General features: G+C 63.5%; 13 protein-coding genes. All 13 read right to left on the minus strand.

The window, feature by feature from the left end; genetic code table 11:
- Nucleotides 1–86: 86 nt before the first annotated feature.
- Nucleotides 87–725, minus strand: coding sequence for a MazG nucleotide pyrophosphohydrolase domain-containing protein (locus L0B83_RS01670; protein WP_234756595.1), 639 nt, complete (start codon nucleotides 723–725; stop codon nucleotides 87–89).
- 79 nt (nucleotides 726–804) lie between these two features.
- Nucleotides 805–1959 (minus strand): adenosine deaminase, encoded by a 1155-nt coding sequence (locus tag L0B83_RS01675; protein ID WP_234756357.1) that lies wholly within the window; start codon nucleotides 1957–1959, stop codon nucleotides 805–807.
- Between the two features lie 28 nt (nucleotides 1960–1987).
- On the minus strand, nucleotides 1988–2734 hold the full coding sequence (locus L0B83_RS01680; protein WP_234756597.1) for a DedA family protein: 747 nt from the start codon (nucleotides 2732–2734) through the stop codon (nucleotides 1988–1990).
- Between the two features lie 223 nt (nucleotides 2735–2957).
- Complete coding sequence (locus L0B83_RS01685; RefSeq protein WP_234756359.1) at nucleotides 2958–3608, minus strand: DedA family protein; 651 nt, start codon at nucleotides 3606–3608, stop codon at nucleotides 2958–2960.
- 65 nt (nucleotides 3609–3673) lie between these two features.
- Entirely contained in the window at nucleotides 3674–4984 is a 1311-nt protein-coding gene (locus tag L0B83_RS01690) for a thymidine phosphorylase (protein ID WP_234756361.1), read from the minus strand.
- Complete coding sequence (locus tag L0B83_RS01695) at nucleotides 4981–5391, minus strand: cytidine deaminase (RefSeq protein WP_308193933.1); 411 nt, start codon at nucleotides 5389–5391, stop codon at nucleotides 4981–4983. Before L0B83_RS01695 ends, L0B83_RS01690 begins: the two co-directional genes overlap by 4 nt.
- 2 nt (nucleotides 5392–5393) lie before the next feature.
- Entirely contained in the window at nucleotides 5394–6917 is a 1524-nt protein-coding gene (locus L0B83_RS01700) for an ABC transporter permease (RefSeq protein ID WP_234756363.1), read from the minus strand.
- Nucleotides 6914–8287, minus strand: a complete 1374-nt coding sequence (locus tag L0B83_RS01705; RefSeq protein ID WP_372461102.1) for an ABC transporter permease — start codon at nucleotides 8285–8287, stop codon at nucleotides 6914–6916. Before L0B83_RS01705 ends, L0B83_RS01700 begins: the two co-directional genes overlap by 4 nt.
- Nucleotides 8280–9830 carry an ABC transporter ATP-binding protein gene (locus L0B83_RS01710; protein WP_234756365.1) on the minus strand — a complete coding sequence of 517 codons (1551 nt, stop codon included), beginning with the start codon at nucleotides 9828–9830 and terminating at the stop codon, nucleotides 8280–8282. The genes L0B83_RS01705 and L0B83_RS01710 overlap by 8 nt, the downstream gene beginning before the upstream one ends.
- A 163-nt stretch (nucleotides 9831–9993) precedes the next feature.
- The gene (locus L0B83_RS01715; protein ID WP_234756367.1) at nucleotides 9994–11100 is read right to left on the minus strand and encodes a BMP family lipoprotein; all 1107 of its coding nucleotides are present in this window, start codon (nucleotides 11098–11100) and stop codon (nucleotides 9994–9996) included.
- 261 nt (nucleotides 11101–11361) lie between these two features.
- Nucleotides 11362–12381 (minus strand): NADP-dependent oxidoreductase, encoded by a 1020-nt coding sequence (locus L0B83_RS01720; protein WP_234756369.1) that lies wholly within the window; start codon nucleotides 12379–12381, stop codon nucleotides 11362–11364.
- A complete protein-coding gene (locus tag L0B83_RS01725; protein WP_234756371.1) occupies nucleotides 12378–12809 on the minus strand; it encodes an organic hydroperoxide resistance protein in 432 nt (143 codons plus the stop codon). The genes L0B83_RS01720 and L0B83_RS01725 overlap by 4 nt, the downstream gene beginning before the upstream one ends.
- Before the next feature lie 33 nt (nucleotides 12810–12842).
- A complete protein-coding gene (locus L0B83_RS01730; RefSeq protein ID WP_234756372.1) occupies nucleotides 12843–13277 on the minus strand; it encodes a MarR family winged helix-turn-helix transcriptional regulator in 435 nt (144 codons plus the stop codon).
- Nucleotides 13278–13473: the final 196 nt, after the last annotated feature.

Consider the following 13473-nt stretch of genomic DNA (forward strand, 5'->3'; position numbering starts at 1 on the left):
TCCTTATGGTGAAGCGATTTACTGGGAATCTTGAGGGAAATTCTCGACGTCCTCGTCGCCACTAGCCTAGTCGAGACCGGCCAACGTTACGGAACAGCGTCGGACCCCTCACGTTTTGTGGCTTCGCCGCCGCGGCCCTGGTAGCGGCGGACGGCACCCCGCAAGGCCCGTTCGGCGTCGAAACCCTTCTCCCGCGAGCCCGCGACGACGGCGAGCAGCCAGTCTCCAAGCTCAGCTTCGGAGTCGGGAACCTCCGCCGCCGCAACTTGGCGGGCGCCGCGTTCCAGGCCCCCCGAGCGCCCTGAGCGAGCCGCCCGGTCAAGCGACTTGTGCGCCAGGGCGAGCGCCGGAAGGTGCGGTGGAATGCCTTCGAAGGGATCCGAACGCGCCGGCTTCTCCGCCTTCTTCACGGCATCCCACTTTTCGACGATTTCCTCCACGGTGGCCGGGAAGGAATCCTGCAAGGACCCGTCGGGCCTGAAGACATGGGGATTGCGCCGCACCATCTTTTCCGTGATGGCCCGCGCGACATCGTCGAAGGTGAACTGTCCTTGCTCCTCGGCGAGCCGCGCGTGCAGCACTACTTGGAGCAGGACGTCGCCCAACTCGCCGCGGAGTTCGTCGGAGGTGTCGGAACCGGACGCACCGGCTTCGATCGTGTCGACTACCTCGTACGCTTCCTCAATCAGGTACTCGACCAAGGACTCGTGGGTCAGCGCCCCCATCCACGGGCAGTGCTCGCGCAAAGACGCGATTTTTTGCACCAGCACCGCGATGGGGGTTTCGGCGCCTGCGGGAGCCTCGTCAGCCAAGGTTGGCGTAGGTGTCGTTGATGTATTCCACCAACGCCTCTTTTTCGTCCAGCGGGAGGAACGACGACTCGGCGGCGTTGAGGGTCAGTTCGAGGAGATCGTCGAGATCGTAGTCGAAAGTCTCCACGAGAAGCTCGAACTCGTCCGTGAGCGTCACGCCGCTCATCAGCCGGTTGTCCGTGTTGATGGTGACGTTGAAGCCCAACTGGTAGAGCATGTCCAGCGGGTGGTTCTCAATGCCTTCGCCGAAGTTAGCGATCGCGCCGGTCTGGAGGTTGGACGAGGGGCAGATTTCCAAGGCGATTCCGCGGTCGCGAACCCAGCCTGCCACTTCACCCAAGGTGACCATGCCGACGGTGTCCTCGGCGTCGTCGTCGTTTTCCTCGCCCTCGGCATCTTCGAACTCAACGCTGATGTCCTCGGCGATGCGCACGCCGTGGCCCAAACGCAGGGCCCGGCCGTCCACGAGGGCGGACTGGATGCTTTCGAGGCCCGCGGCTTCGCCGGCATGGACCGTCGCCGGGAAGTTGTGCTCGGCCAAGTAGGTGAACGCGTCCCTGAAGCGGGAAGGCAGGAAACCGTCTTCGGCTCCGGCGATATCAAAGCCGACGGCCCCGTTGTAGCGGTGGCGGACTGCGAGCTCGGCAATCTCCTGGCCGCGGTCCGCGTGGCGCATCGCCGTGATGAGCTGTCCTACCTGGATCTGGCGGCCGGACTTTTCGACGGCGTCCACGCCGGCGTCGAGTCCTTCCTGCACAGCGTCCACAACCTCGTCCAAGGTGAGGCCCTTCTGCAAGTGCTGCTCAGGCGCCCAGCGGACCTCGCCGTACACCACTCCGTCGTCGGCAAGGTCTTCGACGAATTCCTTGGCAACGCGCGCCAAGCCTTCCTTGGTCTGCATGACGGCAATTGTGTGGTCAAAGGTTTCAAGGTAGCGGACCAAAGAACCGGAGTCCGCGGACTCACGGAACCACTGGCCCAACGCCACGGGGTCCGTTGAAGGCAGGGTGTGGCCGACGGCCTCCGCCAGCTCGATAATGGTGGCCGGGCGCAGTCCCCCGTCCAGATGGTCGTGAAGGGAAACTTTCGGAAGGCTCTTCAGGTCGAAGTCAAGGGCGGGGGCGGCGTCAACAATAGGCTCAGTCACGTCTCAACTCTAGGGGGACGGAAGAAGCTTAGCCAGCAGGGTTTGAGCGGTCGATACCGGCCGCCGCGTTAACCGCGGTTTCTCCGTCTGCTGCGGCTGCTTCCGCGGGAGCTGCCTTTTTTTCCGCGTCCTTCTCGGCCGCGTCCTGCTTTGCTGCGAAGTTCTTGGCTGCGTCCTTCTTTTCTGCGTCCTTCTTTTCAAGGTGCTTGTGCCACCAACGCAGGGAGTGGTCAACAATGACGCCGAGCACCACTGCGAATCCGACGGCGATAACGACGCCGAGGAGCGGGTTGTTGTGCACCCAGCGGCCGGCCAGCGCGCCGATCCCGATCGAATAGCCCACCCACGTAAAGCAGGCGATGGCATCGAGCCAGAAGAACGTCCTGTGGCGGAACCCTGTCTGACCGGCGACGTAGTTCACCGCGACCCGGCCCCATGGGATGTACCGGGCAGTGAAAATGAGGACGGCACCGCGCTTATCGAGCTCATAGTGGGCCCAGGCGAACATCTTTTGGACCTTCGGCTTGCGCATCCAGTTCCAGCGGTTCAAGCCGATCTTGCGGCCGAGCAGGTAGGCCATGTTGTCACCTGCCATGGCCCCGATGAGCGCCGTTGCGCCGAGGATCCACAGGTTCGGCTCGCCGCGGTGCATCGAGAGGGCCGAGAGCCCTACTATCGCGGTCTCACTGGGCAGGATCGTGGCAAAGCCGTCGATGAAAAAGAAGACCAGGAGCACCGGATAGATCCACGGTTGCCCGGCGGCATGCTCGAGCATGTGGTTCATGAATTCCACGCAGGCATTGCTCCTCAAAGAAAGTCACATAGGTTTAGTGACATAGATCGCTATCCAGTGTCCCATGGCCGGAGCATCGTTCGCTACGCCGCGGGCGCGGGATGTACATAAGTTAAGGCTAACCCGCAAGTCACAACCGGATCGTCCTCCCGTGGAGGGATCTTCCGGAGCCGGGTCATTCCAAGGGAGGAGACGCCAGACCCTCCTACATGACGGGTTCTTCCTCCGGCTCCCCCGTTTCTTCGTCCTCTTCGCTGGCGGGCGTGGCACCGCGTACCTTGCTGATGATCCGGTCCACGATGATTCCCAGGACAACGGCCGCGCAGATCGCGATGACCGCGCCAAGAAAGTGGTTGTGCTCGAACCATTGGCCGAAGAAAAGGCCAATGGCTACCGAATAGCTGGCCCACAGAACGGCGGACATGGCCGTGAGCGCCACGAAGATGCCGCGCGGGAAATGCGTTGCGCCGGCTGAAAGGTTCACCGCCACGCGGCCGATGGGGATGAACCGGGCCACCATGATGAGTGACGCGGCCCGGCGTCGTAGTTCCCTCCCTGCCCAGCGGAACGCCCCCTGCATTCTTTGGGAGCGCATCCACCGCCAGCGGACCACACCTACTTTGCGGCCGATCAAGTAGGCGATGTTGTCGCCTGTGAAGGCTCCCAAGGCACCCACCAGGATCAGCAGCCACGCGTTGGGCGTCCCTGCGGTCGCGGAGACCGCGGCGAGCCCCACCACCACCGACTCGCTGGGAACGGGCGGAAAGAAACCGTCGATCACGCAACAGCCAAAAACCAGGAGCAAGACCCAAGGCTGCCCGGCCGCGGCGAGGATGAAGTCGTTGAGGGCTTGCACGGTCTTCCTAACGAACGGAGGCCGGGATTGTCTCCCGGGCATCGCGAAATGCCCGGGAGAGCAGCCTAGGCGATCCGGTCGATGATGAGCTGTTGAGCCGGTCGCGAGCCTTCCGGCGCAATGACCACGGCCCCTTCCAAGGCTTCTTTCGCCCGTTCGAACTTTTCCGGGGTGTCGGTCAGGAGGGTCATGAGTGGCTCCCCCGCGCGAACCAAGGCGCCCGGTTTCGCGTGCATCCGCACCCCTGCGCCAGCTTGGACAGCGTCTTCCTTCCGGGCTCGTCCGGCGCCGAGGCGCCACGCGGCCACGCCCACGGACAAGGCGTCGAGCTCCACCAGGACGCCGTCGGCCGGAGCCGCGATGATCTCGGATTCCTTGGCCAACGGCAGGTCGGCGCGCGGATCGCCGCCCTGGGCTTCGATCATGCGGTTCCAGACGTCCATCGCACGGCCGTCCTTGAGGGCGGCCGCAGGGTCGGCGTCGTGGACTCCTGCACAGGCAAGCATCTCTTCGGCGAGCCTGACGGTCAGCTCGACGACGTCTTCCGGACCGCCGCCCGCAAGCACCTCCACCGATTCCTCGACCTCGATGGCATTGCCGGCGGTCAGGCCCAGCGGTGTACCCATGTTGGTGAGGAGTGCCACCGTGTTGACGCCCGCGTCCTTGCCCAGGGCCACCATGGTTTCGGCCAGCTCCCGGGCACGGGCTTCGTCCTTCATGAACGCCCCGGAGCCCACCTTCACGTCCAGCACCAGGGAGCCCGTGCCTTCGGCGATCTTCTTGCTCATGATGGACGAGGCAATCAGGGGAATGGCCTCCACGGTGCCCGTGACGTCGCGCAGCGCGTAGAGCTTCTTGTCCGCCGGAGCCAAACCGGTGCCGGCGGCGCAAATGACGGCTCCCACGTCCTGCAGCTGGGCAAGGATTTCCTCGTTGCTGAGGTTGGCCCGCCAACCGGGGATTGCCTCGAGCTTGTCGAGCGTGCCGCCGGTGTGGCCCAGTCCCCTGCCGGAAAGCTGGGGAACCGCCACGCCGAACACGGCCACCAACGGCGCCAGCGGAAGAGTGATTTTGTCCCCGACACCCCCGGTGGAGTGCTTGTCCGTGGTGGCTTTCACACCGCCGTCGGGCCTCCGGAGGCTGGAGAAGTCCATCCGCTCGCCCGAGGCGATCATCGCCTGGGTCCAGCGCGAGATCTCGCCGCGGTCCATCCCGTTGAGCAGGATGGCCATGTTCAGGGCCGCCATTTGCTCGTCGGCGATGACGCCGCGGGTATAGGCATCGATCGTCCAGTCGATCTGCTCCGGGGTCAGGGTGCCCTTGTCCCGCTTGATGCTGATGATCTGTACGGCATCGAAAGCTTCAGTCTGTGTCACCGGTTCTCCTCCAGGTTGTCGGGACCGAAGGCATCTGGCAGCACTTGGTCCATGGTCTTGATGCCCTGCGTTGTCATGAGCTGCATGCCGGGCGCCCGGAATTCATACAGCAATTGCCGGCAACGGCCGCACGGCATAAGGACATTGCCTTTTCCGTCGACGCAATAGAACGCCCGCAACCTGCCGCCCCCACCAAGGTGGAGCGCCCCCACCAAGGCGCACTCGGCGCACAGGGTGAGTCCATAACTGGCGTTCTCTACGTTGCATCCGCTGACTATCCGCCCGTCCTCGGTGAGGGCAGCCGCCCCCACCGGGAACTTCGAATACGGAGCATAGGCCTTCCCCATCGCGGCGACCGCGGCGGCCTCGAGGGCCGCCCAGTCCACCGCAGCATCCGTGAACGCCACGGTCAACCCTTGACGTACGGGATGCCGCTCGCCGCCGGCGGCCTGGACCTGCCCACCAATCCGGCCACGGCGAAGACCGTCAAAGCGTAAGGCAGCATTGCCATGAATTGGCTAGGCACCGGCGATCCGATGATGGTGATGACGCTCTGGAGGTTGTCCGCGAAGCCGAACAGCAGAGCGGCGAGGAAGGCGCCGATCGGGTTCCAGCGCCCGAAGATGAGCGCCGCCAGGGCGATGTACCCGCGGCCACCGGACATGTCCTTGCTGAACGCGTCCACGGACACCAGGGTGAAGAACGAGCCGCCGATGCCCGCGATCGCACCGCCCATGAGCACGTTCCAGAAACGGGTCCGGTTGACGTTGATGCCCACAGTGTCGGCCGCCTGCGGGTGCTCACCGACAGCCCGCACACGCAGACCCCACTTTGTGTGGAAAAGGCCGAGGTAAACCACGATCACTGCGATGTACATCAAATAGCCCACGAGGGACTGGTGGAAGAGGATGGGGCCGATGATGGGGATGTCGGACAGGAATGGAATGTCCACCGGAGGCAAGCGGCCCGGCTTGTTGAGGCCATCCGGGTCAGCCGTCAGCAGCGTCGAAAAAAGGAAGCTCGTCAATCCACTGATGAGGACGTTGAGCACGACGCCGACGATGATCTGGTTGACCAGGTACTTGATGCTGACCACGGCCAGCACCAGGGAAACAAGGGTTCCGGCGACGGCCGCCGCGACGAGCCCTGCGTAGACGTTGTGCGTCACCGTGGCAACGACCGCCGCGGAGAATGCGCCGAGCAGGAGCTGCCCTTCAATGGCAATGTTGACCACGCCGACGCGTTCGCACAGGACGCCGGAAAGGGATCCGAAGACCAGCGGAACAGCCAAGGTCACGGATCCTGCGATCAGTCCCGCGAGGGAGATCGACGGCTCAGCGCCGTTTCCGCCCGCGACGATCCAGACCATGAATCCGATGAGGAACACCGCGGCAAAAGTACCGGCCACCCAGCGGGGAGCGGTCCTCTTCGCCTGGGTGAGGTACACCGTGTAGCCGGCCAGGCCCAGGAGGATCACCGCTGCGATCCAGCAGGTTGCCGCGGAAGGGAGCGTGATCTTCGAAACCTTGGCCACACCGAGCGCGGCAAGGCCAAGGACCACGACGGCGGCGACCGTCGAGGCGGGCAGCCAACCCGGTACCGTCCCAGGACCGGAGGAGCGGGCCGGGCCCGACGTCGAGCGACGGCGGGTAAACCACAAGTACCCGAGTCCCACGGATAGCAGAAGGGCCAGGACGAAGGTGACCAAAGCAGCAACACTCGATGCCCCTTCATTGGACGCCTCTGCAATGCCGAAGCCGGCCGACTTCGAAGGTGACATGAACCCGAACAGCACGGTTCCCACGATGGCGAGCACCGACAATCCAATACCGGCCTTCCAGCTCACCAGTTCCGTCGCACCCGTCTTTGCCGGGCGCGCCGGGGCGTTACCGGCGGACGTGCCACCGCCGGGCTGGGTTGTAGTGGTACTCATGCTGTTGCAGCTCCGCTCTCAATTTTTCCGGAAGGTCTGGTTCCGGAGCCGGGGCCGCCGGCGGCCTTCTTCTTTTTCCGCGGGTTCAGTCCGAAGATCGCACGCACCAGCGGCGGTGCTGCGATGAACAGGACGATCAAGGACTGGATGACCAGGACGATATCGATGGGGGTCTGGGTTTGGGCCTGCATCGCGACGCCTCCAGCGCGGAAGGCGCCGAACAGGAGGCCGGCGAAGAAGGTTCCCCACGGCGTCGAACGGCCGAGCAGTGCGACTGTAATGGCATCGAATCCGATGGAAGCCGCGACGCCTCCGGAGAGGTACTTCTCCGTGCCTGATACCTGCGCAATGCCGGCCAGGCCCGCGAGCGCACCCGCAATCGCCATCACGAGAATTACGGCGCGCGGAACGTTGATTCCAGCGGTGCGTGCCGCGCTCTGGTTGGCGCCCACGGCCCGGAATTCGAAGCCGAGCGTGGAGCGCTTCAGGAGCCACCAAACGAAAACCGTTGCCAGCACTGCCAAGAGGAATCCGGCGTGGAGCCTGAACTGGGGTCCGAGCAATTCCGGAAACAGTGCCGATTGGTCCAGGAAGGGCGAGATCGGGTTGGTCGAACCCTTCCGCTGGAATGCCGGAGTGGTCAGGAGGAACAGGAGCAGGAAGTTGGCGATGTAGTTCAGCATGATGGTCACGATGACCTCATGGGCACCCGTCCGGGCCTTGAGGAGGCCGACGATGCCGCCCCACACCGCGCCGCCGATGAAGCCCGCAACGATGACAAGAAGCAAGTGAATCGGGAAAGGCATGTGCCAGGTGAATCCCACGTAGGCGCCGAACAGGGCGCCGAAGATGATTTGGCCTTGCGCACCGATGTTGAACAGTCCCGCGCGGAAGGCCAGGGCCACTCCGAGTCCCGCCAGGATCAGGGGTGCGGACACGGTCAGGGTTTCAGTGATCGGGTACAGCTGGGCTGCGGCGTCGGCCCCGGTCCAGTTGAAGATCGCACCTTGGACGAGGGCCACATAGGGCCTGAAGACCTCGGTGAGCATGTCCCCAGGCTGGGCGAAGAAATAGCCTGCCGTCTCTGCCACTTTGGGATTGGTCACGGCCATCAGGATTCCGCCGAGCACAATCGCGAGGAGCACGGACAGGACCGAGACCATGGCGTTTCCCGTCACGATCTGCCGGAAGACCGAACCACCGGCGGCGTGCGGGATCTGTCCGCCTTGGCTGGCGGCCGGAATCACCGAAGGGGCCATGGCGCCGTCGGCGGTGTCCAGGGCAACGTCAAGGACAACCTCGTCGGCCAAAGTTTCCGAGCGCTCCGCTTCGACTTCGTTTACCTGTCGAGGGGTGTTGGACTCAGACATGTGTTCCTCCCTCGAGGGTCTTGTGGGCAGTCAGTTCCGCCTCATGTTCCGGAACGCCGGCCATCATCAGGCCCAGCACATCGCGGGAGGTACCGGCCGGAACAATCCCCACCAGCTTTCCCCGGTAGAGGACGGCAATCCTGTCGGCAAGTTCGAGCACTTCATCGAGCTCAGTGGACACGATCATCACGGGGGTTCCGTTGTCCCGTTCGGCAATGACCCGTTTGTGCACGAATTCGATGGAGCCGACGTCAAGGCCGCGGGTGGGCTGTGATGCGATGAAGAGCCGCAGCGGCCTGGAAAGCTCCCTGGCGAGGACCACCTTTTGTTGGTTGCCTCCGGAGAGCGTGCCGACGGCGACGTCGATCGACGGTGTCCGCACATCGAACTCCTCGACCTTCTTCTCCGCGTGGGAAGCGATCAATGCCGGCTTCATGCCGATCCCCTGGGCAAAAGGCGCTTTGTCGTACAAGTCCAGGATCATGTTCTCGGAGATGGAGAACGTTCCCACCAGCCCGTCGATCTTGCGGTCTTCGGGGACGAAGCCGACGCCGGCGGACAGGACCTGCTTGACGCTCTTGCCGAGCAACTCGACGTCGTCGAGGATGATGGACCCGGTGACGTGCTGCTGGACCCCAAGGATGGCTTCCGTAAGCTCCGTCTGGCCGTTGCCTTGGACGCCGGCGATCGCGAGCACTTCGCCTTTCGCGATGTCGAAACTCAGCCCGTCCACCACGTGCTGGCCATTGTGGTCCACAACCGTCAGATCCCGGACCTTGAAGGTCGCCTCGCCGGGTTGGGCGGGTTTCTTCTCCAGGGTCAGGCTGACCGCCCTGCCCACCATGGCCGAGGCGAGTTCCGTCGGGGACGCCGAGGGATCAGCCGAGCCCACAACCTTCCCCCGCCGGATCACCGTGATGATGTCCGAAATTTCCTTGACCTCGCGAAGCTTGTGCGAGATGAAGACGATCGACTTTCCCGCTGCCTTGAGCTGCCGGATGATGTCCAGGAGCTCGTCGGTTTCCTGCGGGGTAAGGACAGCGGTCGGTTCATCGAGGATCAGGACTTCGGCGTCGCGGACGAGTGCCTTGATGATCTCGACCCGTTGCTGCACGCCCACGGGCAGGTCTTCCACTAGGGCGTCGGGGTCCACGTGGAACCCGTATTGCTTGGAGATCTCGGAGATTTTTCGGCGGGTTTCATCCAGGTTCAGGAAACCGGCGGCCTTGGTGGCTTCGTTTCCCAACGCCACGTTTTCGGCGACGGTGAACACCGGAATCAGCATGAAGTGCTGGTGGACCATTCCGATCCCCGCCGCCATGGCATCGCCGGGCCCCTTGAAGACGACCGGCTTGCCGTCAATCAGGATTTCGCCGTCGCTGGGGTCATAGAGTCCGTAGAGGACGTTCATCAGGGTGGATTTACCGGCACCGTTTTCGCCAAGGAGGCAATGGACTTGGCCGGGTTCAACCACGAGATCGATGTGGTCATTGGCTACGAGGGATCCGAAGCGCTTCGTGATCCCTTTCAGTTCGAGTTTCAAAACTCCAACCCATCTATAAAGGATGGCTCCTCGTCATCACCGTGCTCCCAGCATAGTGCTCGGCAAACGAGTGTCGAAGAGCGGATTGAAGGCAACGCAGAACGCGCTGCCCTTCTGCCAAAACTCGGCTGAAGGGCAGCGCGATGCGGTTAAGCCCGGATGATTACTTGGGGCTGGACTTCGATTCGACCTTGACTGCGCCGGAGATGATGTCCTTCTTCAACTGGTCAAGATCGCTCTTCATGTCGGCCGGCACCGCGGAATCGAGATCGTGGAACGGTGCAAGTGCCACGCCGCCGTTGTCGAGGGTGCCAACGTAGGGGCTGGGATCGAACTTGCCGTCTTTGTCGGCCTTGATGACCGTCTGGACGGCGTTCGACATGGTCTTCTGGACAGACGTCAGGATGACCGACTTGTAGGCCGGTGCGGTCAGGTAGCCGTCCGAGTCGACCCAGATCAGCTTTGCGTCCGTGCCCTTTGCCTTGGCGTCAAGGATCGCACTTCCGGCGCCCGCGCCAACCGGACCGGCGACCGGAAGGACCACGTCGGCTCCCTGGTCCAGGAACCCCTGGGTGAGGACCTTGCCCTTGTCGACCTGCTTGAAGTCGCCGACAAACGTTCCGTCCTGCTTGTCCTTGTCCCAACCAAGCAGCTGGACCGACTTGCCCTTCTTCTGGTTGTAGTACTTCACGCCATCGGCGAAGCCGTCCATGAAGATGCTGACGGTGGGGATGTTAAGGCCACCGAAGGTGGCAACCTTGCCGGTCTTGGACGTGCCGGCGGCAAGGTACCCGGCCAGGAACGCAGCCTGGGCCGTGTTGTAGACGATCGGCTTGACGTTCTTCGGGAAGGTGGGATCCGAGTAGTCAATGATGGCGAAGTGGCTGTTCGGGTTCGCGGTCGCAATAGCCTTCGTAGCGTCTCCGAGGAGGAAGCCGACGGTCACCGTCAGCTTGCAGCCCTGCTGGACCATGGAACGAAGGTTCGGGTCGTAGTCGGTGTCGGCCTTGGACTGGACGTGCTTCTCCTGGATGCCCAGGTCCTTGGCTGCTGCCTGCAGGCCCTCGTAGCCTGACTGGTTGAACGACTTGTCATCGAAACCGCCGGAGTCGGACACCATGCATGCGGTGTAGTCCGATTTGGTGGCGCTGCCCGAGCTCGAAGCAGACGGTGCGCTACCGCAGCCTGCCAGCAAAAGTGCAGCGGCGCCCGCAGTGGCGACGCCCGCAAATGAACCGCGCTTAAATGTGGCACGCAGTGATTGCTTCAATTTTCCTCCAGGAAGAAAGTGATTGGTGCTACGACAGTTGGTCAATGAGTGTCCGTTTCGAAGACTCCGGTCTGAAATTCTTTTCACTGATGCTTCGCAGCACTGCGCCTGGGGCGCACTGATGGGTCAACTTTAGTGGGATGGAACACACCCCGCTAACACAAAAGCCCAACAACCCGAAGATTGTTGAGCTTTTGTTACCAAGCAGTAGTGGCGCTTCCAGCGGACGGCCCTAAGATACCCGGCAGCCGCAGCGGCTATTCAGTGCAGCTGGACCAGCATCTTGCCGGTATTGGCTCCATCCAGGAGGTCAATGAAGGCCTTGGGAGCGTTCTCCAGTCCGTCAACGATCGTCTCGTCGTAGCGGACCGTTCCGTCAGCCAGCCATCCGGCCATCTTCGCGGCGAACTCCGCCGCGTGCTGGCGCTGGCCGCCTACGAGGAAGCCACGCAGGGTCAATTGCTTTCCGATGGCCACAGCCAGGTTCCGCGGGCCCGGCGTGGGCTCCGTGGAGTTGTACTGCGAAATGGCGCCGCACATGGCAACGCGGCCACCCACGGTAAGGACTGCGAGGGCAGCCTCGAGGTGTTCACCGCCCACGTTGTCGAAGTAGACATCGATGCCCCGCTCCCCCGCCGCCTCACGGAGTTGCTCCACGACTGGGCCGTCGTGGTAGTCGAAGGCCGCGTCGAAGCCGAGTTCCAGGAGCCGTGCCACCTTCTCCGGGGAACCGGCGCTGCCGATCACCTTCGAGGCGCCCATGGCCTTGGCCACCTGCCCCACAATCGAACCGACCGCACCGGCCGCACCGGAAACGAAGACCACGTCCCCGGCTTTGAACTCGGCCACTTTGAGCAGTCCGGCGTACGCCGTCAGGCCGGTCATGCCAAGCGCTCCGAGGAAGGCCGACGTCGGCGCCAGGCCGGCCGGAACCGGCGTCGCGCCTGCCGCATCCACCACCGAATATTCGCGCCAACCAAGCTGGTGCACGACGACGTCGCCCACCTTGAGTGCCTCGGAACGGGACGCGATCACCTCACCCACGGCACCGCCGTCGAGCGCTGCGTCAAGCCGGAAAGGCGCCGAATAGGACTTCACGTCATTCATGCGGCCGCGCATGTAGGGGTCGACCGACATGAACTCGTTGCGGACAAGGATCTGGCCTTCCTGGAGCTCCGGAAGGTCCGTTTCGGCCAGCCGGAAGTTCTCCTGGACGGGACGTCCGTCCGGGCGGGATGCCAACTGGATTTCGCGGGTGCTCTTGGGTGCGGCGGCGCTCATGCTGCCACCTCCACGAGGGTGATGTCGACGGCGATGTTCCCGCGGGTCGCGTTGGAGTAGGGGCAGATCTGGTGGGCCTTGGCCACGAGCTGTTCGGCGGTTTCCCGGTCGAGGGCAGGCAGGGCGATCTCAAGCTCCGCGGCGAGCCCGTACCCCTCGCCGGACTCGAGGGCGCCGAAGTGGATCTTGGCGGCCACCGCGGAATCGCTGAGATCCACCCGGGCCTTGCGGCCTACCAGCCTGAGCGCCGAGTGGAAGCAGGCCGCGTATCCGGCGGCGAAAAGCTGCTCAGGGTTGGTTCCCTGGCCGTTTCCGCCCAGTTCCACGGGGCTGGCAAGCGCCACGTCCAGCTTGCCGTCGTTGGTGCGCGCGTTGCCGTCACGCCCTTCACCGGAAGCAAGCGCCTCGGCTGTGTACAAAGTCTTCACTGTGGTTTCCTCTTCCTTCGGGCGGATGGACGATCAGATGGCTGAATGGAGGGCTGCGGTAAGGCGGCCCAAGGTGTCATGAAGCTGCGCAAGCTCGGCGGGACTCAGCCCTGCTGCGTCGGCAAGCCGCTGCGGCACGGCCCCGGCCCGTTCACTGAGGGCCCGGCCCTGGTCCGTCAAGTGAATTTCGACGCGACGCTCGTCCTCGGCCGAACGCCGGCGCTCCACCAGGCCCAAGGTTTCAAGCCTTTTGAGCAGTGGCGACAGGGTGCCGGAATCAAGTCCGAGTTCGGTACCCAGTTCCCGGACGCTTCGAGGCTCGTCTTCCCAGAGAACCAACATCACCAGGTATTGCGGATATGTCAGTCCAAGCTCATCCAGCACTGGCCGGTAGACCGCGGTGGCCGCCTTCGAAGCGGAATACAGCGCGAAACAGACCTGGTGGTTGAGACGGGGCGCTTCAGTCATGAACACAACGGTAGCTCACAATTCAATTGCGCACAACTCAATCAGCCCCGGACCCCCACACACCTCCCGCCGGCCACACCCAAACCCCCACTCACATCCCGCCGGCCACACCCAAACCCCCACTCACATATCACCGGCCACACCCAAACCCCCCCTCACATATCACCGGCCACACCCAAACCCCCCCTCACATATC

The sequence above is a fragment of the Arthrobacter alkaliphilus genome, from assembly GCF_021483235.1.
In the GTDB taxonomy this organism is placed as follows: Bacteria; Actinomycetota; Actinomycetes; order Actinomycetales; family Micrococcaceae; genus Arthrobacter; species Arthrobacter alkaliphilus.

Excerpts from the sequence above, each read along its gene's own strand:
- L0B83_RS01670 (WP_234756595.1), bottom strand. The coding sequence starts at position 725 with ATGGGGGCGCTGACCCACGAGTCCTTGGTCGAGTACCTGATTGAGGAA.
- L0B83_RS01680 (WP_234756597.1), bottom strand. The coding sequence starts at position 2,734 with ATGCTCGAGCATGCCGCCGGGCAACCGTGGATCTATCCGGTGCTCCTG.
- L0B83_RS01700 (WP_234756363.1), bottom strand. The coding sequence starts at position 6,917 with ATGAGTACCACTACAACCCAGCCCGGCGGTGGCACGTCCGCCGGTAAC.
- L0B83_RS01705 (WP_372461102.1), bottom strand. The coding sequence starts at position 8,287 with ATGTCTGAGTCCAACACCCCTCGACAGGTAAACGAAGTCGAAGCGGAG.
- L0B83_RS01720 (WP_234756369.1), bottom strand. The coding sequence starts at position 12,381 with ATGAGCGCCGCCGCACCCAAGAGCACCCGCGAAATCCAGTTGGCATCC.
- L0B83_RS01730 (WP_234756372.1), bottom strand. The coding sequence starts at position 13,277 with ATGACTGAAGCGCCCCGTCTCAACCACCAGGTCTGTTTCGCGCTGTAT.